The 24310-nt window shown below is 72.3% G+C and carries 24 protein-coding genes; 16 read left to right on the plus strand and 8 right to left on the minus strand.

Going from position 1 to position 24310, the window contains the following annotated elements; all coding sequences use genetic code 11:
- Positions 1-32: 32 nt before the first annotated feature.
- Positions 33-584, plus strand: a complete 552-nt coding sequence (locus tag ACFYYJ_RS14900) for a CGNR zinc finger domain-containing protein (RefSeq protein ID WP_389132299.1) — start codon at positions 33-35, stop codon at positions 582-584.
- Between the two features lie 121 nt (positions 585-705).
- Positions 706-1932: an alginate lyase family protein gene (locus tag ACFYYJ_RS14905; protein ID WP_389132302.1), complete on the plus strand. Its 1227-nt coding sequence runs from the start codon at positions 706-708 to the stop codon at positions 1930-1932.
- An 80-nt stretch (positions 1933-2012) separates the two neighbouring features.
- Here the strand turns inward: ACFYYJ_RS14905 and ACFYYJ_RS14910 are convergent, their stop codons facing one another.
- Complete coding sequence (locus tag ACFYYJ_RS14910) at positions 2013-2735, minus strand: lysophospholipid acyltransferase family protein (RefSeq protein WP_385127898.1); 723 nt, start codon at positions 2733-2735, stop codon at positions 2013-2015.
- 329 nt (positions 2736-3064) lie between these two features.
- Here ACFYYJ_RS14910 and ACFYYJ_RS14915 point away from each other — a divergent pair, with 329 nt between their 5' ends.
- The 7 genes from ACFYYJ_RS14915 (at position 3065) to ACFYYJ_RS14945 (ending at position 9699) form a co-directional block, all read left to right on the plus strand.
- Positions 3065-3364 carry a thioredoxin family protein gene (locus tag ACFYYJ_RS14915; protein WP_389132763.1) on the plus strand — a complete coding sequence of 100 codons (300 nt, stop codon included), beginning with the start codon at positions 3065-3067 and terminating at the stop codon, positions 3362-3364.
- Between the two features lie 264 nt (positions 3365-3628).
- Positions 3629-4162, plus strand: a complete 534-nt coding sequence (locus ACFYYJ_RS14920) for a flavin reductase family protein (protein ID WP_384734486.1) — start codon at positions 3629-3631, stop codon at positions 4160-4162.
- A gap of 201 nt (positions 4163-4363) precedes the next feature.
- Positions 4364-5149 (plus strand): electron transfer flavoprotein subunit beta/FixA family protein, encoded by a 786-nt coding sequence (locus ACFYYJ_RS14925; RefSeq protein WP_384734483.1) that lies wholly within the window; start codon positions 4364-4366, stop codon positions 5147-5149.
- Between the two features lie 59 nt (positions 5150-5208).
- Positions 5209-6171: an electron transfer flavoprotein subunit alpha/FixB family protein gene (locus ACFYYJ_RS14930; RefSeq protein WP_385127902.1), complete on the plus strand. Its 963-nt coding sequence runs from the start codon at positions 5209-5211 to the stop codon at positions 6169-6171.
- A 182-nt stretch (positions 6172-6353) separates the two neighbouring features.
- Positions 6354-7652: a DUF6986 family protein gene (locus ACFYYJ_RS14935; RefSeq protein WP_385127903.1), complete on the plus strand. Its 1299-nt coding sequence runs from the start codon at positions 6354-6356 to the stop codon at positions 7650-7652.
- A gap of 458 nt (positions 7653-8110) precedes the next feature.
- On the plus strand, positions 8111-8782 hold the full coding sequence (locus ACFYYJ_RS14940; protein ID WP_385363253.1) for a hypothetical protein: 672 nt from the start codon (positions 8111-8113) through the stop codon (positions 8780-8782).
- Positions 8779-9699 (plus strand): hypothetical protein, encoded by a 921-nt coding sequence (locus tag ACFYYJ_RS14945; RefSeq protein ID WP_389132309.1) that lies wholly within the window; start codon positions 8779-8781, stop codon positions 9697-9699. Before ACFYYJ_RS14940 ends, ACFYYJ_RS14945 begins: the two co-directional genes overlap by 4 nt.
- Here the strand turns inward: ACFYYJ_RS14945 and ACFYYJ_RS14950 are convergent.
- Positions 9693-10679: a LacI family DNA-binding transcriptional regulator gene (locus ACFYYJ_RS14950; protein WP_389132765.1), complete on the minus strand. Its 987-nt coding sequence runs from the start codon at positions 10677-10679 to the stop codon at positions 9693-9695. The genes ACFYYJ_RS14945 and ACFYYJ_RS14950 overlap by 7 nt on opposite strands.
- Positions 10680-10868: 189 nt before the next feature.
- On the opposite strand from ACFYYJ_RS14950, the gene ACFYYJ_RS14955 reads away from it, so the two are divergent.
- Positions 10869-11909, plus strand: a complete 1041-nt coding sequence (locus tag ACFYYJ_RS14955) for an NUDIX domain-containing protein (RefSeq protein WP_389132312.1) — start codon at positions 10869-10871, stop codon at positions 11907-11909.
- A gap of 9 nt (positions 11910-11918) precedes the next feature.
- Here the strand turns inward: ACFYYJ_RS14955 and ACFYYJ_RS14960 are convergent, their stop codons facing one another.
- Together ACFYYJ_RS14960 and ACFYYJ_RS14965 are read right to left on the minus strand one after the other, a co-directional pair.
- Positions 11919-12617, minus strand: coding sequence for an MBL fold metallo-hydrolase (locus ACFYYJ_RS14960; RefSeq protein WP_385363256.1), 699 nt, complete (start codon positions 12615-12617; stop codon positions 11919-11921).
- A gap of 108 nt (positions 12618-12725) precedes the next feature.
- Positions 12726-14090, minus strand: a complete 1365-nt coding sequence (locus ACFYYJ_RS14965) for a dipeptidase (RefSeq protein WP_389132315.1) — start codon at positions 14088-14090, stop codon at positions 12726-12728.
- Positions 14091-14451: 361 nt separating this feature from the next.
- On the opposite strand from ACFYYJ_RS14965, the gene ACFYYJ_RS14970 reads away from it, so the two are divergent.
- Positions 14452-15648, plus strand: coding sequence for a geranylgeranyl reductase family protein (locus tag ACFYYJ_RS14970; RefSeq protein ID WP_385131359.1), 1197 nt, complete (start codon positions 14452-14454; stop codon positions 15646-15648).
- 789 nt (positions 15649-16437) lie between these two features.
- On the opposite strand, the gene ACFYYJ_RS14975 is transcribed toward ACFYYJ_RS14970, so the two are convergent.
- Positions 16438-16899, minus strand: coding sequence for a nitroreductase/quinone reductase family protein (locus tag ACFYYJ_RS14975; protein ID WP_389132318.1), 462 nt, complete (start codon positions 16897-16899; stop codon positions 16438-16440).
- 174 nt (positions 16900-17073) lie between these two features.
- Here ACFYYJ_RS14975 and ACFYYJ_RS14980 point away from each other — a divergent pair, with 174 nt between their 5' ends.
- Together ACFYYJ_RS14980 and ACFYYJ_RS14985 are read left to right on the plus strand one after the other, a co-directional pair.
- The gene (locus ACFYYJ_RS14980; protein WP_389132321.1) at positions 17074-17772 is read left to right on the plus strand and encodes a TetR/AcrR family transcriptional regulator; all 699 of its coding nucleotides are present in this window, start codon (positions 17074-17076) and stop codon (positions 17770-17772) included.
- A 136-nt stretch (positions 17773-17908) separates the two neighbouring features.
- A complete protein-coding gene (locus tag ACFYYJ_RS14985; protein WP_389132324.1) occupies positions 17909-18859 on the plus strand; it encodes a spherulation-specific family 4 protein in 951 nt (316 codons plus the stop codon).
- Between the two features lie 6 nt (positions 18860-18865).
- On the opposite strand, the gene ACFYYJ_RS14990 is transcribed toward ACFYYJ_RS14985, so the two are convergent.
- Both ACFYYJ_RS14990 and ACFYYJ_RS14995 read right to left on the minus strand, forming a co-directional pair.
- Positions 18866-19405 carry a hypothetical protein gene (locus tag ACFYYJ_RS14990; RefSeq protein ID WP_385363261.1) on the minus strand — a complete coding sequence of 180 codons (540 nt, stop codon included), beginning with the start codon at positions 19403-19405 and terminating at the stop codon, positions 18866-18868.
- A 62-nt stretch (positions 19406-19467) separates the two neighbouring features.
- Complete coding sequence (locus ACFYYJ_RS14995; RefSeq protein ID WP_389132329.1) at positions 19468-20211, minus strand: maleylpyruvate isomerase family mycothiol-dependent enzyme; 744 nt, start codon at positions 20209-20211, stop codon at positions 19468-19470.
- A 165-nt stretch (positions 20212-20376) separates the two neighbouring features.
- Between ACFYYJ_RS14995 and ACFYYJ_RS15000 the strand changes: the two genes are divergently transcribed.
- On the plus strand, positions 20377-20985 hold the full coding sequence (locus tag ACFYYJ_RS15000) for an alpha-ketoglutarate-dependent dioxygenase AlkB family protein (RefSeq protein ID WP_389132332.1): 609 nt from the start codon (positions 20377-20379) through the stop codon (positions 20983-20985).
- 42 nt (positions 20986-21027) lie between these two features.
- Positions 21028-22284, plus strand: coding sequence for an ROK family protein (locus ACFYYJ_RS15005; protein ID WP_385131330.1), 1257 nt, complete (start codon positions 21028-21030; stop codon positions 22282-22284).
- A gap of 26 nt (positions 22285-22310) precedes the next feature.
- Here the strand turns inward: ACFYYJ_RS15005 and ACFYYJ_RS15010 are convergent, their stop codons facing one another.
- Positions 22311-22901 (minus strand): ATP-binding protein, encoded by a 591-nt coding sequence (locus ACFYYJ_RS15010; RefSeq protein WP_389132334.1) that lies wholly within the window; start codon positions 22899-22901, stop codon positions 22311-22313.
- Positions 22902-23102: 201 nt separating this feature from the next.
- Between ACFYYJ_RS15010 and ACFYYJ_RS15015 the strand changes: the two genes are divergently transcribed.
- On the plus strand, positions 23103-24275 hold the full coding sequence (locus tag ACFYYJ_RS15015; RefSeq protein ID WP_389132337.1) for a PLP-dependent cysteine synthase family protein: 1173 nt from the start codon (positions 23103-23105) through the stop codon (positions 24273-24275).
- The last annotated feature ends 35 nt before the right edge of the window (positions 24276-24310 follow it).

Genomic DNA, 24310 nt, shown 5'->3' on the forward strand with positions numbered 1-24310 from the left:
GTCATTCGAGTGTACGGGGAAAGGATCCAGGCATGGTGGACTCCGGAGGGGGTTTTTCGGCGGCCCGGCGGCTGATCGACCTCGCCGAGGCGGTCCGCGCCACCCCCGACCTGCCGCGCGCCGCCCTCGCGGAGTTGCTCGCCGGGCATGGGGAACGCCCGGCCGACCTCACCGAGGAGGCCTTCTCCGAGGCGGGAGCGGCGGAACTGCGGGCCGCGGCACGGCGGATGGGGGAGGTGCTCGCCGAAACCGACGAGGACCGGGCCGCCGAGGCGCTCAACGCGCTGTTCGCGGAGTGCGCCACCCGGCCCCGGCTGACCCGGCACGACGGTCACCCCTGGCACCTGCACGTGGACCGGGGCGAGGGGGCCTGCTGGGCCGACTGGTTCCTGGCCTCCGGCGCCCTCGCGCTCGCCGGGCTGCTCACCGAGTACGGCCGGATCGCCTGGGGGGCCTGCGCCGCCACGGGCTGCGGGCGGTTCTTCCTGGCCACCGGTCCGGGCAGCGCCCGACGCTACTGCTCCACCACGTGCGCCACCCGCGAGAGGGTCGCGGCCCACCGCCGCCGCAAGCGCGAGGGCTGACCGTAGCCCGGCCGTTGCCGGCGCATCTGATAGGAAACTTTCTTGCCAGACATCGTTGTCGTCTTGGCATGAGCATGAGTATCTTCGGCCCACCGGAACCCCTCCCACCGGAAGGCCCCCCATGCGTTTCGGAATCCCCGCGGGACTCGCCGCCCTGACCCTCGGCCTGGCCGTGACCCTGCTGCCCGCCCCCACGCAGGCAACCCCCGCGCAGACAGCGCCCGCAGCCCCGGCCGCGCCCGAAGTCCGTGCCGCACCCGCGCAGTTCGCGCACCCCGGAGTCCTCGACAGTCGCGCCCAGCTGGACTTCGTACGCACCCAGGTGCAGGCCGGTCGGCAGCCCTGGAAAGCGGCGTTCGACCAGATGCTCGCGAGCAAGTACGCCTCTGCGACCCGCACCGCCAAGCCGCGCGCGGTCGTCGAATGCGGCTCGTACTCGAACCCGGACATCGGCTGCTCCGACGAGCGCGAGGACGCCATCGCGGCCTACACGCACGCACTCGCCTGGTACATCACCAAGGACCCCGCGCACGCGCGGAAGGCCATCGAGCTGATGGACGCCTGGTCCGCGGTCGTCAAGGACCACACCAACAGCAACGCGCCGCTGCAGAGCGGCTGGGCCGGTTCCACCTGGCCCCGCGCCGCCGAGATCATCAAGCACACCTGGACCGGCGGCTGGCCGAACCAGGGGCGCTTCGCCGGCATGCTGCGCGAGGTCTACCTGCCCGAGGTGATCGGCGGCAGGCCGAACAGCAACGGCAACTGGGAACTGATCATGATGGACGCGGCCGTCGGCATCTCCGTCCACCTCGACGACCGCGCGAGCTACGACAAGGCGATGGGCATCTACCTCGGCCGCGTCCCCGCCTACTTCTACCTGGCCTCGGACGGCGCGCAGCCCGTCTACCCGCCGCGTTCGAACATCGACACCCGTGGCGAGCTGATCGACTACTGGCACGGCCAGAGCACCTTCGTGGACGGCCTCGCCCAGGAGACCTGCCGGGACTTCGGCCACACCGGCATGGGCATCGCGGCCGCCATGCACGTCGCCGAGACCTCACGGATCCAGGGCCGCGACCTCTACCCGCAGTTCAAGGACCGCTTCCGGCACGCACTCGGATTCCACGCCAAGTACGAACTCGGCGAACCCGTGCCCTCCTGGCTGTGCGGCGGGAGCCTGACCAAGGGCATCGGCCCGGCCACCGAGGTCGGCTACAACGCCCTGCACACCCGGCTCGGCGTCACCATGGAGAACACCCGAAGGCTGACCGAGGGGCGGCGCCCCGCGGGCACCGAGAACCACTTCGAGGCCTGGGAGACCCTGACCCACGCCGAGAACCCCAACTGACGGGGCGGGCGGACGGCACGCCGACGGCCCCCGGGACCGGCTGGTGGTCCAGGGGGCCGTCGCGCGCGGTGCCGGCCGGGTCAGCCGCGCTCCTTGACCTCGGCGGCCGTCGGGGCGGTGCCGCCCAGGTGCGCCGGGAGCCACCAGGAGTCGGAGGCGTCCTTCGGCTTGGCCGGATAGGCGCGCTGCGCCGATTCGAGCAGTTCCTGCACCCGCTCGCGCAGCCTGCGCGTGATCGCACCGGCGTACTGGTCGGAGGGCGCCTCGATCGGCTCGCCCACGCGCATCGTCACCGGGATGTGGCTGCGCTTGAGGTCCTTCGGACGCCCCTTGGTCCACAGGCGCTGGGTGCCCCACAGGGCCACCGGGATCAGCGGGACCCCGGCCTCCTGCGCCATCCGGGCCGCACCCGACTTGAAGCTCTTGAGGGTGAACGACTCGGAGATCGTCGCCTCGGGGAAGACGCCGATGATCTCGCCGGAGCGCAGCGATTCGAGGGCGTGCTGGTAGGCGGTCTCACCCTGCGAGCGGTCCACCGGGATGTGCTTCATGGCGCGCATCAGCGGGCCCGACACCCGGTGCCGGAAGACCGATTCCTTCGCCATGAAGCGCACGAGCCGCTTCTGCGGCCGCGCGGTCAGGCCGGCGAAGATGAAGTCGAGGTATCCGATGTGGTTCGACACCAGGACCGCACCGCCCTTGCGCGGGATGTTCTCGGTGCCCTTCATGTCGATGCGGATGTCGAGCGCCCGGAACAACGTGTGCGCGGCGCCGATCACCGGGGGGTAGACGAGCTCAGCCATGGTGCGGAACCCCGCTTTCTGCCTGGGGAGGTGCTCCCGGCCGGAAGTTACGGCAGCGTAGGTACGCGGCCATGGGGGATCGTGCCCCATACGCGGGCTGCTGGCCAGTCCAGACGCCCGCGCCCGGGGAGATTCTCGTCACGCCGGGAATTGCGCAGGTCCGGGCAGCGCTCCGATCCTCGTACGAGCGTACGGCGATGATGTGCGCGGACGAAGACGGACGTGAGACGGGAGTGCGGGTGCTCGGGCGAGCGGAGGGGTCGACGGGGCCGGGTGCGGCGGAGCCCGGGGCGGCGGAGCCCGGGGCGGCGGGGCCCGGGGCGGCGGGGCTGGGCGCGGCGGAGTTGGGCGCGGAGCCGGGGGAGCGGGCCAGCCTGGTGCAGTTCTCCAGCGCCTTCTGCCAGCCGTGCCGGGCGACGCGGCGGATCCTCGCCGAGGTCGCGGCGATGGTCGAGGGGGTCGCGCACATCGAGATCGACGCCGAGGAGCGGCTGGACCTCGTACGGGCCCTCGGGATCGAGAAGACCCCGACCGTGCTCGTGCTGGACGCGGCGGGCCGCGAGGTGCGGCGGGCGGCCGGGATGCCCCGCAAGGTGGACGTCATCGCGGCCCTGGGGGCCGCCGTATGACGGGGCGCCGGGGCATCGGAGGGCCCCGGACGCGCCGGTGCGCGCGCCCGCACGCAGCGTGACGCGCCTGACATCTGTCTCGTCTCGCTTGACTGTGTACACGGGAGATCGCCAGGCTGGCGGCATGCGGTACGAACTCCTGCTCTTCGGACGGGTCCACATAGACCTCGTCCGCCACGCGAGCGCGCGCTGTTGGGATCAGTGAACGCCCCGACCCCTGATCCCCGACCCGTGCCCGCGTTCGCCGCGGCAGAAGGAAGACTCATGACCGCCCCGACGGCACCCTCCCCCGGCCTCGCGGCCGCCCTCCCGGGCTCTCCCGACCTCCTGCGCTCCGTCTTCCGCCGGCACGCCGCCGGCGTCGCCGTGATCACCGCCGCGGACGGTGCGCGCCCGGTCGGCTTCACCGCGACCTCGCTCAACTCCGTTTCCGCCGAGCCGCCCCTGCTGTCCTTCACGACCGGCACCGGCTCCTCCAGCTGGCCCGCGGTGCGCGACAGCGAGTACCTCGGCGTCCACATACTCGGCGAGCACCAGAGGGAGCTGGCGGGCCTGTTCGCCCGCAGCGGGGCCGATCGCTTCGGCCCGGCCACCGACTGGAGCGTCGGGCCGCACGGCGTCCCCGTGCTGGACGGCGTACTGGCGTGGCTGGTCTGTCGGGTGGTGGCGCGCGTGCCCGCCGGAGAGCACCGTGTGATCATCGCGGAGGCGGTCGCGGGGGACCCGGCGGGGGATCCTGCCGGCGCGGGCCGGCCGCTGCTGTACCACCAAGGACGCTTCAACGCGTTGCGCGACTGAATCGTCCCTGTTGGGAGCAGTTGCCCGGCGTTGGACAGATCACAGTTCACCGGCCTTGCGGGTTGGCGGAACCCAAGGTGTACTGACGAGTAACATTCCCATCGGAGCGCGGGCCGCCCCGACCGGGATCCGCCCGACAAGGCGCCTATGCTGCCTGCACAAGGCGGTACCAGAAAAAGACGATGCGGTAGGAGAGCCGGCGTGAGCCTGAGGATCGTTGTCTGTGTGAAGTACGTGCCCGACGCCACCGGCGACCGGCACTTCGGCGATGACCTGACCGTCGACCGCGACGACGTCGACGGCCTGCTGTCGGAGCTCGACGAGTACGCCGTCGAGCAGGCGCTGCAGATCGCCGATGAGGCCGACGACGCCGAGATCACCGTCCTGACGGTGGGCCCCGAGGACGCCAAGGACGCGCTGCGCAAGGCGCTTTCGATGGGCGCCGACAAGGCCATCCACGTCGAGGACGACGACCTGAACGGCTCCGACGTCATGGCCACCTCGCTGGTGCTCGCCAAGGCCGTCGAGAAGGCCGGTTACGACCTGGTCATCACGGGCATGGCGTCGACCGACGGCACCATGGGCGTGCTGCCGGCGATCCTGGCCGAGCGCCTGGGCGTCCCGCAGGTCACCCTGCTCTCCGAGGTCAAGGTCGAGGACGGCGTCGTGACCGGCCGCCGTGACGGCGACACCGCGAGCGAGCAGCTGGAGGCCTCCCTCCCCGCGCTCGTCTCGGTGACGGACCAGTCGGGCGAAGCCCGCTACCCGTCCTTCAAGGGCATCATGGCCGCCAAGAAGAAGCCGGTGGAGTCCTGGGACCTGGAGGAGCTGGAGATCGAGGCCGACGAGGTCGGTCTCGAGGGCTCCTGGACCGTGGTCGACTCCGCGGCGCAGCGTCCGGCGCGCACCGCCGGCACGATCGTCAAGGACGAGGGCGAGGGCGGCAAGCAGCTGGCCGAGTTCCTGGCCGGCCAGAAGTTCATCTAAGAGCTTCGGCCAACCCCTCACAGTCCCCAGACACTTCGCAAAAGCAGGAGAGCAGTCCCATGGCTGAAGTTCTCGTCTACGTCGACCACGTGGACGGCGCCGTCCGCAAGCCCACCCTCGAGCTGCTGACGCTGGCCCGCCGCATCGGCGAGCCCGTCGCCGTCGCCCTGGGTGCCGGCGCCGCCGACACCGCCGCCACCCTCGCCGAGCACGGTGCCGTCAAGGTCCTCACGGCCGACGCCCCCGAGTTCGCCGAGTACCTCGTCGTCCCCAAGGTCGACGCCCTCCAGGCCGCGTACGACGCCGTTTCCCCGGCCGCCGTGCTCGTCCCGTCCTCCGCCGAGGGCAAGGAGATCGCCGCCCGCCTCGCCGTGCGCATCGGCTCCGGCATCATCACCGACGCCACCGACCTGGAGGCGGGTGACGAGGGCCCGGTCGCGACGCAGTCCGCCTTCGCCGCGTCGTTCACCACCAAGTCCCGTGTCTCCAAGGGCACCCCGGTCATCACCGTGAAGCCGAACTCGGCCCCGGTCGAGGCCGCTCCGGCCGCCGGCGCCGTCGAGGCGCTCGCCGTCACCTTCGGCGCCCTGGCCACCGGCACCAAGGTCACCTCCCGCACCCCGCGCGAGTCGACCGGCCGCCCCGAGCTGACCGAGGCCGCGATCGTGGTCTCCGGCGGCCGCGGCGTCAACGGTGCCGAGAACTTCCACATCATCGAGGACCTCGCGGACTCCCTCGGTGCGGCCGTCGGTGCCTCGCGCGCCGCCGTCGACGCCGGCTGGTACCCGCACTCGAACCAGGTCGGCCAGACCGGCAAGTCGGTCTCCCCGCAGCTGTACATCGCCTCGGGCATCTCCGGCGCGATCCAGCACCGTGCCGGCATGCAGACCTCGAAGACCATCGTGGCCATCAACAAGGACGCCGAGGCCCCGATCTTCGACCTGGTCGACTACGGCGTGGTCGGCGACCTCTTCGCCGTCGTCCCGCAGCTGACCGAGGAGATCAAGGCGCGCAAGGGCTAATCGCCTGACCTGCGCTTCTCTTCGAAGCTCCACTTCTCCGGGGCCGTGTGGTGATTGTCACCGCGCGGCCCCGAGTCGTTTGTCCAGGACGGCCGAGGGACCATTGACGGAGCGGAACCCCGTGACTAAATTCTGCTATGCGGATCTAAGCTTCCGTGAAGCGGAAAAGAGGAGAGTGCACGATGGGTCAGCAGGAGAAGGTGGCGACGAGCCTCGCAGGCGCGGTCAGCGAGGGCATCAGCGCTTCCCTCGCGCCGGTGGACGCGGAACTCGCGCGCCACTACCCGGGCGACCCCGGCACCCGTCAGCCCATTCACACCGTCTACGTACCCGGTGACGTCTTCGCGGCGGACACCATCCGGTCCTGGGGCGACCAGGCCCTCGCGGCCATGGACGAGCACGCCCCGGACGCCGCCACCTTCGCCAAGGTGCTCGGCATCCCGGACGAGCTGGCCGTACCGGTCTACGAGCGCGTCCGCGCCAAGCTCGCCACCGAGCCCATCGAGGACCTCCGCGTCGACTTCGAGGACGGCTTCGGCGTCCGCTCCGACGAGGAGGAGGACCAGGCCGCCGCGCGTGCCGCCCGCCTGATCTCCGAGGCGTACTCCAACGGCACGAACGCGCCGTACATGGGCATCCGCATGAAGTGCATGGAGTCCAACGTCCGCGACCGCGGCATCCGCACCACGGACGTCTTCCTGTCCGGCCTGCTCGCCCACGGCGGCCTCCCGGACAACCTGGTCCTGACCCTGCCGAAGGTGACGTACGCCGAGCAGGTCACCGCCTTCGTCCAGCTGCTGGAGGCCTTCGAGACCACCCGCGGCCTGCGCCCGGGCCGGATCGGCTTCGAGATCCAGATCGAGACGAGCCAGTCCATCCTGGCCTCCGACGGCACCGCCACCGTGGCCCGCATGATCGAGGCCTCGAAGGGCCGCGCTACCGGTCTGCACTACGGCACCTTCGACTACAGCGCCTGCGTCGGCGTGTCCGCCGCCTACCAGGCCAGCGACCACCCCGCCGCCGACCACGCCAAGGCGATCATGCAGGTCGCGGCCGCCGGCACCGGCGTGCGCGTCTCCGACGGCTCCACGAACGTGCTGCCGATCGGCACCACGGAGAAGGTCCACGAGGCCTGGAAGCTGCACTACGGCCTCACCCGCCGCGCCCTGGCCCGTGCCTACTACCAGGGCTGGGACATGCACCCGGGCCACCTCCCGACCCGCTACGCGGCCGTCTTCACCTTCTACCGCGAGGGCCTCGAAGCCGCCGCCGCGCGCCTGAAGGCGTACGTGGCCAAGATCGAGGGCGACGTGATGGACGAGCCCGCCACCGCCAAGGCCCTGGCCGGCTACCTGGTCCGCGGCCTCGACTGCGGCGCGGTCGGCGCCGACGAGGTCACCGCCCTCACCGGCCTGACCCGCGCCGAACTGGACGCCTTCGCGATCCCCCGCCGCTCGGCGACCCTGACGGCGACCGCCTGATCCGAGTCTTCGCAGGTCCCTCACCGCAGCCCCGCCCGGAATCCGGGCGGGGCTGCGGTGTGTTCGTCGCGGTTTCGGTGGTTCAGGAGGAATCTGCCGAGTTGATGGTGTTGCGATCCCTGGCGAAGCCTGGCGAATAGGCGGAGGGCCCCTGGGGCGGCTGCCAGCTGCTGGAGGATGCCGGTGGGGCGGAGTGGTCCGGTGTGTCCGGTGTCCGCGCTTCCGCCCTCTCGTGCCCGTCTCATCGCGTGCTGTCAGGAGATCCGCCCATGATGGAACACTCGGACGTCGTCCGGCAGACGACAAATGTCGTCCTGAGGGCGACGTCCAAAGGTCGAGCCTCAGCCGAGCGCGACCGGGACAGCGCCTGGCGGTATCTGGCGAGGCCGTCGAGGCCGGACGATGAGCGTCCCGGCCGGGTCGCGGGAGTGCTGGGCCTGGAGACGACGAGACGACTCATGGAGATCGGGCAGAAGTACGACCGCATCACCATCGACGTCGAGGGGGACGAGGTCGACAAGGTCCTCGAGACGGACCTGCTGGCTGCTCTGCTGGTCATCAGGGAACTCCGCGAGAAGCTCCAGAGCGACGAGGTCATGTTGCTCAAGGCCGCCCGGCGCAAGCGGATCACCTGGGCCCGGCTCGCCGAAGCCCTCGGGCTGAAGTCCCGGCAGGCCGCCGAACGGCGCTACCTCCAACTGCGTTCCGACCTCGACGAGGCCAAGGGCACTCGCCTCAAGCAGGCCGAGCGGGTCGAGTACGCCCGTTCCCTGCGTGATCAGCCGGATGGCCCCGACCGGGCGGACCGGCGGGACACAAGCGTCGCAGGACTCGCGCGGCGCCTCGTGGCGCTGCCGGACCTGGCGGAGCGGGCGGCCGCGCCCTGGCCGGACCAGCTCGCCGAAGCCCTGGCCGGACTTGCCGCACTGGAGACCCGAGGTAACGCACACAGCGTCTCTGAGCATCCGAAACGCTACGGCAGCATGTGGCGGACCGAATACACCCAGAAGTTGTCCGACCTCCTCGACCAGGCCCGGGACGCCGAGCGCGTCGACCTCAGCGGCCATCCCCGCCTCCTGGCGGACATCAACGAGCACTGCGCGGCGGCAGACACCGCCGATCCGTCATGAACACCGCCGACCTCGCCCCGTACGTCGCCACCGACCGGACCGAAGACCTGGCCGTGGAACTGCTGATCTGGCTGCGGGCGCAGCGGAGCGGGCGCGCAGCGGAGTCTGCGCTGACGGACTTCGTGGCCGACGACGACCCGCGCGCCGCGATGGCGGAGGCCGCGGCCCAATTGCTCCGCAGCCGTGGGCACATCACTCTGGAATACACCTTCGGGGCGGCACTCGTGCGCCTGAGAGCGGCCGGACTGACCGAAGCGGACCGGGTCGTCCAGGTCAGGGGCCGGGTGGGCCCGCAGTTCGATCATGCGCTCGACGAACTGGTCCGTCAGGCGGCCGAGTCACCCGACGCGACGGTATCCCTGAAGTCGTTCCTCGCCCGCACGACCTTCCTCGGCCTGCCGCTGCGACCGGGCATCGTTCGGCGAGCGGTTCGGTACCTGCAGGGGCACGAATTGGTCATGCCGTTCCCGCCGGCTTTCGGAGGGGAACCCGATGCCCTGATGCTCACGCCGCGCGGCGAGGACTGCGCGGTCTCGAACCGGAACGTGAGGCAGTACATGAACGATCGGCAGCAGCCCGCGACGACCCCCACGTTCACCCAGAACGTCTACGGCGGGGCCGCCGCACAAGGCGTGACCGTCAGCCAGAACATCGGTCACCCGGCCACGGAGACGGCTCTGGTCATCGACCGGATCCGCGCCCTCGCGGCCGCGCACGGCATCGGCGGACCGCAGTTCGACGCAGACGTGGAGGCGCTCCAGGACGCGGAGCGGGAACCGGCCGGCCGTGCCGGGGCCTGGCACCGGATCAGGGAGGTACTGATCCAGGCGGCGCCCGCACTGGCCGGCCAGGCGGCGCTCGCCGGCATCGACCAGGGACTCGGCCTCCTGGGCGTTCCCGGCCTCGGCACTCAGTAGACGGGGCCCAGTTCCCCCGAGCCCCGCGGGATCAGGTGGGTCGGGAGTTCGGTGCGGGTCGGGGGGAGGGTGGCGCCCGTGAGGCGTTGGAAGAGGCGGTCCGTGGCGACGCGGCCCAAGGCGGCCGCGTCCTGGGCGACCACCGAGATGCCCGGGCTCAGCAGGTCGGCCAGTTCGAAGTCGTCGAAGCCGACCAGCGCCACCGGGTGCTCCAGGGCGGCGAGGACCCGGACCAGCGTGACCGTCACCCGGTTGTTGCCCGCGAAGAAGGCCGTCACCGGTTCCGGGGCCCCGAGCATCGCGCGGGCCGCGGCCGCCACCCGTTCGGGGTGCGTGGAGCCGAGGGAGACCCACGAATCGGCCACCGGCAGGGCCGCCCCGGACATCGCGGCCCGGTAGCCGCGCAGACGTTCCGTCGCCGTGTGGATGCGCGGGTGGTCCCCGATGAAGCCGATCCGGCGGTGGCCGCCCGCGATCAGGTGGGCGACGCCGTCCCGGGCGCCGCCGAAGTTGTCCGAGAGGACGACGTCCGCGTCGATCCGTCCGGCCGGGCGGTCCACGAACACCGTGGCCACGCCCGCGCGCATCTCCGGTTCCAGGTAGCGGTGGTCGTCGCCCGCCGGGATGACGATCAGCCCGTCCACCCGGCGGGCGCACAGCGCGAGCGCCAACTCCCGCTCCCGCTCCGGGTCCTCGGCACTGGAACCGTTGATGAGCAGCGCCCCGTGCTCCCGCGCCACCTCCTCCACCGCCCGGTTCAACGGGCCGTAGAAGGGGTCGGCGAGGTCCTCCAGGACCAGGCCGACGGTGGCGGTACGGCCCTTGCGGAGCACGCGCGCACTGTCGTTGCGGCGGAATCCGAGCGCCTCGATGGCCTCCTGGACGCGCTTCTCCGTCTCGGGGGTCACGCCCGGCTCGCCGTTGACCACCCGCGACACCGTCTTCAGGCCCACACCCGCGCGGGCCGCCACGTCCTTCATGGTGGGCCGGTTGCCGTAGCGGGGCTCGGACGGGCGGCGGTTGGTGGCCACGGCGGGAAAACCTCCGGAGGTAGCGGACAGCGCTCTGACCTTGAGGATAAGCACTCGGCTGATTAACGGGTTTCCATGGCAGGGTGGTGCGGGCAAGCCACTGGGGGCTCCGGACGAGCCATGCGGAGAGGGGTAGACGTGATTGTCTGGATCAACGGCACATTCAGCGCCGGGAAGACCAGCACGGCCCGCGAACTGGCCGGAATCCTGCCGGACAGCACCCTGTTCGACCCGGAGTTCATAGGGGACGCGCTGCGCGTGCTGCTGCCGCGCAAACGGCTCGCGGAGGTGACCGACTACCAGGACCTGCCGAGCTGGCGCCGGTTGGTGGTGGAGACCGCCGCGGCGATGCTCGCCGAACTGGGAGGCGTGCTTGTCGTGCCGATGACGCTGCTGCGGCAGCAGTACCGGGACGAGATCTTCGGCGGCCTCGCGGCGCGCCGCATTCCGGTGCGCCATGTGCTGCTGGCCCCCGCCGAAACGATCCTGCGGGAGCGGATCGCGAACCGGGAGGAGCCGGGGGCCCCGCCGGAGGTGGACCTCCACGTCCGCCAGTGGGCCTACGACCACATCCCGGTCTACCAGCAGGCCCTCGGCTGGCTCACCGCCGACGCGCACGTCATCGACAACGGCGCACTGAGCGTGCGGGAGACCGCCGAGCGGATCGCCGAGGCCGTCCGCACCGAGGCGGCCCCCGTCTGCGACATCGTGCAGACCCCGGACCCCGTGCGCGAGACCGTGGCCGCGGGAGTGCTGTTCTTCGACGAGCACGACCGGGTGCTGCTGGTGGACCCCACGTACAAGGCGGGCTGGGAGTTCCCGGGCGGCGTCGTCGAAGCCGGCGAGGCCCCCGCCCGGGCGGGAGTACGGGAGGTCGCCGAGGAGCTGGGCCTCGTACTGGACGACGTGCCCGGCCTGCTCGTCGTCGATTGGGAGGCCCCGCAGCCCCCCGGGTTCGGGGGGCTGCGGCTGCTCTTCGACGGCGGCCGGCTCACCGAGGCGTCGGCGGCCCGGCGGATCCGGCTGCCGGGCCCGGAACTCCGCTCCTGGCGCTTCGTCACCGAGTCCGAGGCCGCCGGACTGCTCCCGCAGCACCGTTACGAGCGCCTGCGCTGGGCCCTGCGCGCCCGCGAGCGGGGACACCCCCTGTACCTGGAGGCGGGCGTCCCCGTCGGCTGACGGGCCCCGTCAGGCCGGGGTGTCGGCGGCGGCCTTCGCGAGCGCCGCCGCCGTGTCCGTGGTCAGGGGATCGCCGTGGCCGAAGCAGGCCACGTCGGGGGAGAGGGCGGCCAGCCGGCGGAACGAGTCGATCGCCCGGGCGCGGTCCACGTTGAAGACGCCCAGCATCAGCGGGCCGACGGCGGCGACGCAGTCCCCCGTGAACAGCACCCCGTGGCGCGGCAGGTGCACGCCGATGCTGCCGTCCGTGTGGCCCGGAGCGTGGACCGCGTAGGCCCCGTCCCCGAAGCCCAGTGCGTCCCCGTCCTCCAGCTCCCCGTCGACGGGGGTCGGCGGGGCCTCGGGCACCACCGTCAGGGCGTTCTCGTAGAGCGGGACTTCCCAGTCCAGCAGCACCGGTTCGGGCACCGGCCGCTCGCCCCGGATCACCGGCGCGTCCAGGCGGTGCGCGAGGACACGGGCGCCCCAGCGGGCGGCGAGCTCACCGGCCGCGCCGATGTGGTCGCCGTGGCAGTGTGTGAGGACGATCCGTTCCAGCCGCCCGGGCTCCAGCCCGAGGGAACGTATCGCCCCCTCGATCTCGGCGGCGGACTCCGCGTTGCCCGAGTCGATCAGGGTGAGGGCTCCGTCGTCCTGCCAGAGGTAGGCCTGGCCGATGGGGAAACGGAGCATGTGGAGCCGGTTCGGAAGTACTTCGACGAGATCCATACGGCGAACGTACGCACGGCCGTCCGCCCCGGGCACGCGAGTTCGCCGGGAGCGTGGTACGCCCAGAGCGCACTGCGCCCTGGGCGTACACGCGCGTCATCGCGGGGGTCAGCCGCGCTTGGACTCCGCGTAGTTGACGAGGAACAGGGCCTCCGCCACCGACAGCCGCTCCAGTTCCTCCGGTGACACGCTCTCGTTCACCGCGTGGATCTGCGCCTCCGGCTCGCTCAGCCCGATCAGCAGCATCTCCGCCTCCGGGTACAGCTGCGTCAGCGTGTTGCACAGCGGGATCGAGCCGCCCATGCCCGCGACCTGCATCTCCTGCCCCGGGTACGCCTCACCCAGCGCCGCGGCCATGGAGGCGTACGCCGGGCTGTCCGTGTCCGCCTGGAACGGCTGGCCCTGGCCCACGACCTCCAGCTCCAGCCGCGCCTTCCACGGGGTGTGCGCCACCATGTGCGCCTCCAGCAGCTTGACGGCCGCGGCGGTGTCCACGCCCGGCGGCACCCGCAGGCTGATCAGCGCGCCCGCGCTCGCGTGCACCGACGGGGTGGCGCCGACCACGGGCGGGCAGTCGATGCCGAGCACCGTCACCGCCGGACGGGCCCACAGCCGGTCCGCGATCGTGCCCTCGCCGATGAGCTCGACACCGTCCAGCACCTTCGCGTCGGAGCGGAAGTCGGCCTCCGGGTACTGCAGGCCGTCCCACACCGCGTCCGAGGCCAGACCGTCGACGGTCGTCGAACCGTCCGCCGCGCGCAGCGAATCGAGGACCCGGATCAGCGCGGCCAGCGCGTCCGGGGCGACCCCGCCGAACATGCCGGAGTGCAGGTTGCCGCCCAGCGTGTCGATCTTCACCTTGAGCAGGCACATGCCGCGCAGGGTCGCCGTCACCGTCGGCAGGCCCAGGCGGAAGTTCCCCGCGTCGCCGATGACGATGGTGTCGGCGGTCAGCAGCTCCGGGTGCGCCTCCGCGTACTGCTGGAGACCGCCGGTGCCCTGCTCCTCCGAGCCCTCGACGATCACCTTCACGCTCACCGGCACGCCGCCGTTGGCCTTCAGCGCGCGCAGCGCCAGCAGGTGCATGATGAACCCGCCCTTGCAGTCGGCCGCACCGCGCCCGAACCAGCGGCCGTCGCGCTCGGTCAGCTCGAAGGCCGGGGAGATCCAGGCCGCGTCGTCCAGCGGCGGCTGCACGTCGTAGTGCGCGTAGAGCAGAACGGTCGGCGCCCCCTCGGGGCCGGGCAGGAAGCCGTAGACGGACTGGGTGCCGTCGGGGGTGTCGAGCAGGGCCACGTCCTGGAATCCCTCGACGCGCAGCGCCTCGGCCACCCAGTTCGCGGCGCCCTCGCTCTCGCTCTTGGGGAACTGTGCCCAGTCCGCCACCGACTGGAAGGCCACCAGCTCGGTGAGCTCCTGCTTGGCGCGGGGCATCAGCGAGGCGATGGTCTCGGCGATCGGATTCTGGGACATGGGCACGCTCCTTTTGGGTGCGACGTTGTGCTTCGTGTAGGGCTTCCCCGCATCCGCGGGGGTGCGCGTATGCCGGGGACGGCGAAAGACAGTCCTGATCCTCGCACAACGGGGCGACGGAGCGTCTCGCTAGGATTTGCCCGGCATCGGAGCAACGGGTGATCAGGAGCAGCAACACATCGTGAGCAGCGACGACGACGTACGCGACGCAGGTACGGGCGCAGGCGAAGGCGCGGACGCGGAGCGGTCCGGCCAGAGGGTGGGCGACGAGGTGACCGGCGAAGCCGACGAGGTGTCCGGAGTGGCGGGGGAGGCCGACGAGGTGTCCGAGGTGTTCGAGGCGGGTCGGGAGACCGGCGAGGTGTGGGACGTGGTCGTGGTCGGGGCGGGCCCTGCCGGATCGTCCGCGGCGTACGCGGCGGCCAAGGCGGGGCGCAGCGTCCTGCTGCTGGAGAAGGCCGAACTGCCCCGGTACAAGACCTGTGGCGGCGGCATCATCGGGCCCTCGCGCGACGCGCTGCCGCCGGGCTTCGTCCTGCCCTTCAAGGACCGCATCCACGCGGTGACCTTCTCGCTGGACGGGAAGCTGACCCGGACCCGGCGTTCGAAGCAGATGCTGTTCGGGCTCGTCAACCGGCCGGAGTTCGACGCGGGGCTGGTCGCGGAGGCCGAGAAGGCGGGGGCGTCGGTGCGTACGGGCACCGCCGTGGCCCGCGTCGAACAGCACGGGGCCGCGGTGCCCGACCGGCGCACGGTGGCCGTGGTGCTGGCCGACGGGGAGACCGTACTGGCCCGCGCGGTCGTCGGCGCGGACGGCAGCGCGAGCCGGATCGGCGCGCACGTCGGCGTGGAGATGGAGCAGGTGGACCTCGGCCTGGAGGCGGAGATCCCCGTCCCTGAGACGGTCGCCGAGGACTGGAAGGGACGGGTGCTGATCGACTGGGGCCCGCTGCCCGGCAGTTACGGGTGGGTCTTCCCCAAGGGGGACACCCTCACCGTCGGCGTCATCTCGGCGAAGGGCGAAGGTGCCGCGACCAAGCGCTACTTGGACGACTTCATCGCCCGGCTCGGGCTCGCCGGCTTCGAACCGGCCATTTCCTCGGGGCACTTGACGCGCTGCCGCAAGACCGATTCGCCGCTCTCGCGCGGCCGGGTCCTGGTCGCGGGCGACGCGGCCGGGCTGCTGGAGCCGTGGACGCGGGAGGGCATCTCCTTCGCGCTGCGCTCGGGGCGGCTGGCGGGGGAGTGGGCGGCGAAGATCTCCGAGGCGCAGGACGCGGTGGACGCGCGTCGCCAGGCCCTGAACTACGCCTTCGCGGTGAAGTCCGGGCTGGGCGCGGAGATGGGCGTCGGACAGCGGATGCTGACCCTGTTCGAGGCCAAGCCGGGGCTGCTGCACGCGGCGATCACGGGCTTCCGCCCGGCGTGGCGGGCCTTCGCGCGGATCACGCGCGGCTCGACGACGCTGGCGGACCTGGTACGGACGCACCCGCTGGCGCGGCGGGCCCTGCACGCGATGGACGCCCGGCAGGCGGCCCGCCGGGGCGGGCGGGGCTAGAGGGACCTGACCGCCGACTTCCCGCGGGTCCCGAGCGAAGTCGGCGGACCCGCGGGGAGTCGGGTCGCCCGTTTCCTGACGGACACCCCGGACGGCGAGAGCCCCGTACGGCGGGCCAGTTCGGTGGTGGAGGCAGGGTGTCCAGTTCGGCCAGCAGTCGGGTGCGCGAGCGGCCGAGGACCCCTGCGACCGCCTCGGTCCGGGTGGCGGCGCGGATTCGCCAGAGTCCGCCGGTGCCGCGCGCCGGGTACGCCGGCTGCGGCGGCTCCGGCGGGGTGACCCGGGTGAAGGGGCCCCGTGAGGTGAAGACCGAGGGGATCAGCACCAAACCCGTGCCCGCCGTCTTCCGGGACAGCGTCCGCTGCCGGTAGGCCAGCCGGAGCGCGTTGTCGTCCCAGCTCAGCGAGGGGTGCAGGTCGTCCAGCAGGTGTCCCGGACCCTGTTCGGCCGACTGGCGGGCCCGGTGGAAGACGTCGGCGTCGAGCACGGCCCGGATCCGCGCCCAGTAGGGGCGAGTGCCAGCTCCCAGTAGGTTTCGATCTCTTCCGCGATCCGCTGCCGACGGGCCCGCGGGTCGGCGTACAGACCCCGCAGACGGGGACCCAGGCGCCCCTGCTCCTCCCGCAGGCGGTCGAGGTCGCCCCGCACCCGGGGATACCGACCACCTGGCCGCCAACGTGGCGGCGGGCGCCGTGCGGCTGTCCGAGGAGGAGCCGGCCGTACTGGAAGCCGTCCACCGGCGCGTTCCCTCGCACGAGTAGCGGGGCCCGGCGGTCCGGCGGGCGGGGGTCAGTTCGAGACCGCGATGCGGAAGACCGGGTGGTCGCCGGCGGCGGCCTGGAGTTCGGCGTCGGAGGACTTCGCCGTCACGCCCTGGAAGAAACGGTTGACTTCCCAGCCCCACTTCTCCAGGTAGGCCCGCAGGACGGCGGCCTTCTCCGCCGGGTCGGTGATCTCGGTCGCGGTGAAGGTCCGCAGCTTGCGGCCCACGCGCAGCTCGCCGCCGCCGGCGACGCGCATGTTGCGGACCCACTGGGAGTGGCCGCGGGCCGAGACCAGGTACTGCGCTCCTTCGTGCGTGTGCGGGTTGACCGGGATCCGCTGCATCTCGCCGGACTTCCGGCCGCGGACCGACAGCTCGGCGGTGCCGGCCAGGCTGATGCCGAGGCGGGCCAGCTTGCCGAAGACGGCGTTGAAGCGGACGGCGAACGGACTGGCCTGGACGTAGTACGGGGTGGGCGTGCTGCTCATGGTGGGCTCCGGGTCTTCTCGGTCTGCGTGGGTCTTCTCCGGTTTTGGAGAGCACTGCTCTCGCTTGAGACCAGTGTGCACGGATCGATGCTCCAAAGCAAGAGCAGTGCTCTCGAAATGGAGCGGAGATCCGATTCTTGGGCAGTGCTCCGGTTGCGTGGCAGACTGACCCGCATGAACACCGTGCGAGGGGCCAGGGAACGGGCCCGCATCGAGGTCACCGCCGCCATCAAGGACGAGGCGCGCCGCCGGCTCGCGGACGAGGGCGCCGCCAAACTCTCCCTGCGCGCGGTCGCCCGCGATCTGGGCATGGTCTCCTCCGCCCTCTACCGCTACTTCCCCAGCCGCGACGACCTGCTCACCGCGCTCATCGTCGACGCGTACGACAGCCTCGGCGCCGCCGCCGAGCAGGCCGACGCCCGCGCCCTCGCCGCCGGCGCCCCGCCCCGCGCCCGCTGGATCGCGGTCTGCGAAGCCGTCCGCGCGTGGGGGCTGGAGCGCCCGCACGAGTACGCCCTCATCTACGGTTCCCCCGTGCCCGGCTACAGCGCCCCCATGGACACCATCGGGCCCGCCTCGCGCGTCGGGAACATCCTCATCGGGATCGCCCGGGCCGCCCACGAGGGTCGCGGTCTCGCCCTGCCGCCGCTGCCCGCGACCCTGCGCGCCGAGGCCGATCGGATGACCGCCGACTTCGCCACCGGACTGCCGCCGGAGGTCACCGCCGCCCTGGTCGCCGCCTGGGCGCAGCTGGCGGGCCTCGTCTCCTTCGAGCTGTTCGGCCAGTTCAACCGGGTCGTCGAGGACCGGGACGCCTTCTTCACGCATGCCGCCGACCAACTGGCCCACGGGGTGGGGCTGCCCGCCCTGTGACACGGCGGGCAACCCCACCCCGCCCGTTCGCTCTTCTGTTCCTCGTATGAATGCGCGCGGTTCCGGCCGGAAGCCGGGACCGCCCGGCTAGTGTTCCTCGGGCCGCCCACCCCTTGCCGCCGCCGGAGGAACGTTCATGCCCCGCGCCGTGAAGGCCCTCTTCGCCATCGTCGCCATCGCGTTACTCGTCGCGCCGGCGCCGGTCGTCACCGCGTCGGCGCGCGACACGCCCCCGACCGAACCCGCTCAGTCCTGGGCCGCCTCGCCCCGGGCTACCGGCGTGAGGGGCCTCGACATCGCGGTCCCCGCCTACGTCTGGGCGGACGACCCCGTGCTCACCGATCTCGCCGCCACCCGCCCGGCCCCCTCCGTGGTGGTCCTCAACCCCGGCAACGGCGACGCCCCGTTCGACGCGGCCTGGCGGTCCCGCGCCGACGCCCTGCGCCGCGCCACCACGGCCACCGGCGAGAAGACCAAGGTGCTCGGCTACGTCCACACCGACCACGGCAACCGTGACATCGCCGAGGTGAAGGCCTCCGTCGACAACTACCTCAGACCCGCCGACGGCGACGGCCGCCTCCACGTCGACGGCATCTTCTTCGACGTCGTCAGCCGCGACTGCGGGCCCGGCAACGCGACCCGCGACCACTACGCGGAGCTCCGCCGCTACGTGCAGGCCGGCATGGACGCCGTCGACCCCTCGGTCCCCGAACTAGTCGTCGACAACCCGGGCACCGCCATCGCCGACTGCTACCTGGAACCGGGCCACCGGACCGCCGACGTATTCGTCACGTACGAGGACACCTACGCCGCCTACACCGGCGGCGGTTGGCTCGGCGGCAACGTCTTCGACCCGGTGGGCGGCTACCGCGACGGCGCCGAACTCGACCCGAGCGGAACGGCGTTCTGGCACCTCGTCCACGAGGTCCCGGACGCGGCCGCGATGCGCACCGCCCTCCGGACGGCCTTCACCCGTGGCGCGGGCTACGCGTACGCGACCGGCCGGACCATGCCCAACCCCTGGAACGCGGCGCCCGCCTGGCCGTACCGCGCGCAGACCGCGTACGCCGCCACCCTCGGCGAGTGACCCGGATCAGCGGTAGTCGTCGGGGTGACCCTGCATCCAGGTGTTGATCTTGTCGCGGGTGCCGATGAGCAGGTCCTGGTGCTGCTTGAGGTTCTCGAACTCCCTGTTGCCGCCGAGCTCCTCGTCGAGTTTCGCGATCAGGGCGATCGGCTCGGGGAAGTGGCCGGGACCCTTCGGGTCCGCCTTCATCGCGATGTCCAGCCGGTGGAGTTCGTCGTGGACCCGCCCGAGGAAGTAGGCGCAGTTTCCGGGCGTGCAGGAGTCGCCCAGCGTTGCCTGCAGCCCCGCGAAGGCGTCCCGGACCTTCGGGGGCGGTACGTCGGAGGGAGCGGCCGACGGACGCGCCGAGGAGCCCGGAACCGGCCGGCCGGGGGCCGGGGAGGCCGAAGACGAGGCCGTCGGTGCCGCCGGAGACGACGACGAGGTCGTCGGGGGCGCGGCGCCCGGTTCGGCCGCCTGCTGGGCCGGGTCCCCTCCGCAGGAGACCGTGAACCCGGCCAAGACCACCGCGACCACCGCCGTGCGCCGCACAGTGGAACCGAACATCGACTACCCCCATGATCGTCTGAGGGGGCCGACCCTACAGCCTCTCGCGGAGCCGTCCCGGATCAGATGCCGGCCGTCTCCCTCCACAGCCCGGCCAGGGAGAGGTCGCCCGTGACGCCGGGGCCCGACAGCGGGACGCGGTTCCAGAGGGCCTCGTACAGCCAGGACGCGGTGCCCGTCACCTCGCAGTCGGCCGGCTCCTCCGTGGTGCCGCGGACCGTGCGGGCCGGCTCCGCGGACAGGTGGACGGTCCACGACGCACCGGTGTCGGCCGCCCGGATCCGCAGCACCTTGGGCTCCGTGGTACGGACCCGGCTGCGCGGGCGGGCGTGGAAGCCGATCAGCAGCTCGTCCACCCCGTCCTCCGCGAACCGCGCGTCCACCGGCGAGTACGCCACGCCGAGCGCCGACTCCGCGTCCAGCCTGTGCACCGAGGTCTCATGCGCCTGCCGCCGCGCCCAGAACGCCAGCGGGGACGGTGCGGCCGTCGGCAGGAAGGTCCAGCACTGGACGTCGGTCGGCGCCTCGGTCAGCGTGCGCACCAGCGCGGCGTGCCCCTCCCGGAACCACCTCAGCAGCTCGTCCCCCGACAACTCGGGCGCGTCGGGGAACCCCACCGGCTCCAGCCGCCCCTCCGCGACGTAACCGGCCGCCCAGCGGTGCACGGCCCCCGTGTGCCGCAGCAGATCGGCCACGTGCCACCCCGGACAGGTGGGCACCGGGGCCTCGGTGCCGGCCCGTTCGGCCGCGTCGGCGAGGAGCTCGCCCTCCCGCGCGACCGTCTTCACGTATTCGATGATCTCCATGCCCGGAGTCTCGCAGCCGGAGCCGACAATGGAGCCATGGACGGGGAACACGGAGACCACGGGGATCACGGAGGCCACGGGGCTCACGGGGATCACGGGGATCACGGGGATCACGGGGAACTGTTCCCGCGCGAGCGGGCCGAGATCGCTCCCGGCGCCGTTCACGTGCCCGACTGGCTGGGGCCGGCGCGCCAGTGCGAGCTGCTCCACGCCTGCCGGGAGTGGGCCCGCCCGCCCGCCGGCCTGCGCACCGTAAGGACTCCAGGCGGCGGGGTGATGACCGCCCGGCAGGTGTGCCTCGGCCTGCACTGGTACCCGTACGGATACGCGAGTACCGCCGTCGACGGGGACGGCGCGCCCGTCAAGCCCATGCCCGACTGGCTGGCCGCGCTGGGGCGGGAAGCGCTGGCCGCCGCCTACGGGCGGGTGCCGGACCCCGAGGTGGTCCACGACATCGCCCTGGTCAACTTCTACGAGGGCGACTCCCGCATGGGCATGCACCGCGACGCCGAGGAGAGGTCCGGGGCTCCGGTGGTATCGCTCAGCCTCGGCGACAGCTGCGTCTTCCGCTTCGGGAACACCGCCTCGCGAGGCCGTCCGTACCGGGACGTCGAGCTGCGCAGCGGGGATCTCTTCGTCTTCGGGGGTTCGAGTCGTCTGGCCTACCACGGCGTGCCGAAGGTCCTGCCCGGCACCGGTCCGCAAGGGCTCGGCCTCGCCGGCCGGCTGAACATCACCCTCCGCGTCGGCGGCCTCGGCCCGGGCCTGACGTAGCGGCGGCGTCCGGTGCCCTCCGATCATGCGAGGATCGTTGCCATGAACGGCAACGGGGCCCCGCCGCGGGTGGGGGATGTGACCACGGTGTCCACGTCCGCACGGACCAAGCTGGAGCGCGGCCGCGGGGCACTGGGCCCGGCGCTGGAGCTGGTCCACACCGGCCGTGCCCCCACGCGTGCCGTCCTGACCGCCGAGCTCGGGGTCACCCGGGCCACCGCCGGGGCCGTCGCCGCGGAACTGGAGGCGCTCGGGCTGATCCGCGTCGACTCCCGGCCCGGCGGCGCGGGCGGCGGCGGCACCCAGGGCCGCCCCTCGCACCGGTTGGCGGTCGCGGACGACGGGCCCGTCGCGCTCGCCGCCCAGGTGCACCCGGACGGCTTCCGCGCGGCCCTGGTCGGCCTCGGCGGCCGGATCGTCGCCACCGCACCCGGCAAGATCACCGTCTCCGCCGACCCGGCGCAGGTGCTCGGCGCGGTGGTCGACGCGGGCGCGCGGCTGCTGGAGGAGAGCGGCCGCCGCTGCATCGGCGCCGGCCTCGCGGTCCCCTCGGCCGTCGCCGAGCCCGAGGGCACCGCGCTGAACCCGCTGCACCTGGCCTGGCCGCCCGGCTCACCCGTACGGTCCGTGTTCGCGCGGTGCGTGAAGGCGGCCGGCATCGACGGTCCCGCGCTGACCGGCAACGACGTCAACCTCGCCGCCCTGGCCGAGCACCGGCACGGTGCGGGTCGCAGCGCGCAGCACCTGCTGTGCGTGGCCACCGGGCACCGCGGGGTCGGCGGGGCCCTGGTACTGGACGGGCGCCTGCACAGCGGGAGTTCGGGCCTGGCCCTGGAGGTCGGCCACCTCACCGTGAACCCGGAGGGGCGGGCCTGCCACTGCGGCAGCCGCGGCTGCCTGGACGTGGAGGCCGACCCGCTGGCCTTCCTCACCGCGGCGGGGCGCACCCCCGGCCCGGAGGTGTCGCTGCTCCAGCAGGCCCGTGACCTGCTGCGCGACGAGCCCGGCGAGGCGGGGGTACGGGCGGCCACCGAGGAACTGATCGACCGCCTCGGCCTCGGCCTCGCGGGCCTGGTCAACATCCTGAACCCGGACCGCATCATCCTCGGCGGCCTGCACCGCGAACTGCTCCACGCCGACCCGGACCGGCTGCGCGCGGTGGTCGCCGACCGCAGCCTGTGGGGCCGCAGCGGGGGAGTGCCGATCCTGCCGTGCACCCTCGACCACAACAGCCTGGTCGGCGCGGCGGAACTGGCGTGGCAGCCGGTGCTCGACGACCCACTGGGCGCGTTGGCCTAGGGCCGGCAGCGGTGTGTCCGGAGGCGTCAGCCGGGCCCGGTGCCGACCGAGACCGAGGCCGCCACCGGCAGCGCCGTCGGTACGGCCCCGGGGTCCCCGGCGAGGGACACCGCTCGCGCGGGCTCTCGTACGGGCGTGGTCTTGATCCGCCTCGGCTGCGCCGGAGCCTGCGGTACGGGCGCCACCCGCAGGGAGAACCACACCGTCTTGCCCGGTGCGTCCGGCCGCTCCCGCACCCCCCAGGCCTCGCTGAGCGCCGCCACGAGCGCGAGCCCGCGTCCGCAGGTCTCCAACGACTCCAGTGGCTGCGGCATCAGCGGATGCGTTTCCGCCGGCGGATACGTTTCGCGGAGCACCGGGAGCCGCGGATCGCTGTCGATGACGGAGACCGTGAGGCGCCCGAGGCGCAGTTCGATCTCCACCGTGCAGGTCTTGTCCGGCTGCGCGTGGCGATGGACGTTGCTGAGCAGTTCCGTCACGCCGAGCGCAGCCCGGTCTATGAGCGGGTCGAGCTGCCAGTGGCGCAGCTGCGCGGAGACGATCCTGCGGATTTGGCCGATCCGCGACGGCAAGGCCTGCAGTTCGACGACGCAGTGCCTGCGGGAATGACTGATCACGGCTGCGACTCCCCGACATGAGTGTTACGGGTGCTGCACCCTCGGTAATGCTCCACCAGGGTCACCCACGGTGCGCCACAGTGCAACCGAACGCGTCCTAAAGCGATCCGCATGGAAACCCAAAGCGACTGTTTGCGCAGGTGAGGGAGGTACATTGCGAAAGCACAGGGCATGAAACACGGGCACGAAGGAGCACGGCGCATGAGCACCACCGGCACAACCGGCGCAGCCGCCAAGACCGCCACGAGCGGCGCCACCGTCACCACCGCCACCACCGCCGACGTGGACCACAGCGACGCCGAGTACCGTGCGTGGCTGAAGGAAGCCGTTCGCAAGGTCCAGGCGGACGCCAACCGTTCCGCGGACACGCATCTGCTGCGCTTCCCGCTGCCCGAGGCGTGGGGCATCGACCTCTACCTCAAGGACGAGTCGACGCACCCCACGGGCTCGCTCAAGCACCGCCTCGCGCGCTCGCTGTTCCTCTACGCCCTCTGCAACGGCTGGGTCCGCCCCGGTCGTCCGGTCATCGAGGCCTCCTCGGGCTCGACCGCGGTCTCCGAGGCGTACTTCGCCAAGCTCATCGGCGTCCCGTTCATCGCGGTCATGCCTCGGACCACCAGCCCGGAGAAGTGCCGCCTCATCGAATTCCACGGCGGCGAATGCCACTTCGTGGACGACTCGATGAAGATGTACGAGGAGTCCGCCGAGCTCGCGGCCCGTACGGGCGGCCATTACATGGACCAGTTCACGTACGCGGAGCGGGCGACCGACTGGCGCGGCAACAACAACATCGCAGAATCGATTTATCAGCAGCTGCGCCTGGAGCGCTTCCCCGAACCGGCCTGGATCGTCGCGACCGCCGGCACCGGCGGCACCTCCGCGACCGTCGCGCGCTACGTGCACTACATGCAGTACGACACCCGGATCTGCGTCCCGGACCCGGAGAACTCCTGTTTCTTCGACGGCTGGACGAACAACGACCCGCACGCGACCAGCGACTGCGGCTCGCGCATCGAGGGCATCGGGCGGCCCCGCATGGAGCCGAGCTTCGTGCCGGGCGCCGTCGACCGGATGATGAAGGTCCCGGACGCGGCGAGCGTCGCCGCCTGCCGTGCGCTGGAGCAGGCGATCGGCCGCAAGGCGGGCGGCTCCACCGGCACCGGCCTGTGGAGCGCCCTGAAGATCGTCTCGGAGATGGTGGCCGAGGGCCGCACGGGCAGCGTGGTCACCCTGCTCTGCGACTCGGGCGACCGCTACCTGGACAAGTACTACTCCGACCAGTGGCTGGCGGAACAGGGCCTCGACCTGGCCCCGTACGCGAAGACCATCGACACGCTCCTGACGACGGGCACCTGGCGCGAGCCCGCCGCCTGAACCGGCCGGCGGGTACGGGGGACCGGACGCCCCGG

Origin of the sequence: Streptomyces sp. NPDC002467 (assembly GCF_042889825.1) — a bacterium.
Taxonomy (GTDB): domain Bacteria; phylum Actinomycetota; class Actinomycetes; order Streptomycetales; family Streptomycetaceae; genus Streptomyces.

Coding starts and splice junctions, on each gene's coding strand:
- ACFYYJ_RS15005 (WP_385131330.1), top strand. CDS start 21,028: ATGAACGGCAACGGGGCCCCGCCGCGGGTGGGGGATGTGACCACGGTG.
- ACFYYJ_RS14965 (WP_389132315.1), bottom strand. CDS start 14,090: ATGTCCCAGAATCCGATCGCCGAGACCATCGCCTCGCTGATGCCCCGC.
- ACFYYJ_RS14975 (WP_389132318.1), bottom strand. CDS start 16,899: ATGAGCAGCACGCCCACCCCGTACTACGTCCAGGCCAGTCCGTTCGCC.
- ACFYYJ_RS14940 (WP_385363253.1), top strand. CDS start 8,111: ATGGAGATCGGGCAGAAGTACGACCGCATCACCATCGACGTCGAGGGG.
- ACFYYJ_RS15015 (WP_389132337.1), top strand. CDS start 23,103: ATGAGCACCACCGGCACAACCGGCGCAGCCGCCAAGACCGCCACGAGC.
- ACFYYJ_RS14990 (WP_385363261.1), bottom strand. CDS start 19,405: ATGTTCGGTTCCACTGTGCGGCGCACGGCGGTGGTCGCGGTGGTCTTG.
- ACFYYJ_RS14905 (WP_389132302.1), top strand. CDS start 706: ATGCGTTTCGGAATCCCCGCGGGACTCGCCGCCCTGACCCTCGGCCTG.
- ACFYYJ_RS14960 (WP_385363256.1), bottom strand. CDS start 12,617: ATGGATCTCGTCGAAGTACTTCCGAACCGGCTCCACATGCTCCGTTTC.
- ACFYYJ_RS14985 (WP_389132324.1), top strand. CDS start 17,909: ATGCCCCGCGCCGTGAAGGCCCTCTTCGCCATCGTCGCCATCGCGTTA.
- ACFYYJ_RS14945 (WP_389132309.1), top strand. CDS start 8,779: ATGAACACCGCCGACCTCGCCCCGTACGTCGCCACCGACCGGACCGAA.
- ACFYYJ_RS14920 (WP_384734486.1), top strand. CDS start 3,629: ATGACCGCCCCGACGGCACCCTCCCCCGGCCTCGCGGCCGCCCTCCCG.
- ACFYYJ_RS14930 (WP_385127902.1), top strand. CDS start 5,209: ATGGCTGAAGTTCTCGTCTACGTCGACCACGTGGACGGCGCCGTCCGC.
- ACFYYJ_RS14980 (WP_389132321.1), top strand. CDS start 17,074: ATGAACACCGTGCGAGGGGCCAGGGAACGGGCCCGCATCGAGGTCACC.
- ACFYYJ_RS14900 (WP_389132299.1), top strand. CDS start 33: ATGGTGGACTCCGGAGGGGGTTTTTCGGCGGCCCGGCGGCTGATCGAC.
- ACFYYJ_RS14950 (WP_389132765.1), bottom strand. CDS start 10,679: ATGAAGGACGTGGCGGCCCGCGCGGGTGTGGGCCTGAAGACGGTGTCG.
- ACFYYJ_RS14995 (WP_389132329.1), bottom strand. CDS start 20,211: ATGGAGATCATCGAATACGTGAAGACGGTCGCGCGGGAGGGCGAGCTC.
- ACFYYJ_RS14935 (WP_385127903.1), top strand. CDS start 6,354: ATGGGTCAGCAGGAGAAGGTGGCGACGAGCCTCGCAGGCGCGGTCAGC.
- ACFYYJ_RS14910 (WP_385127898.1), bottom strand. CDS start 2,735: ATGGCTGAGCTCGTCTACCCCCCGGTGATCGGCGCCGCGCACACGTTG.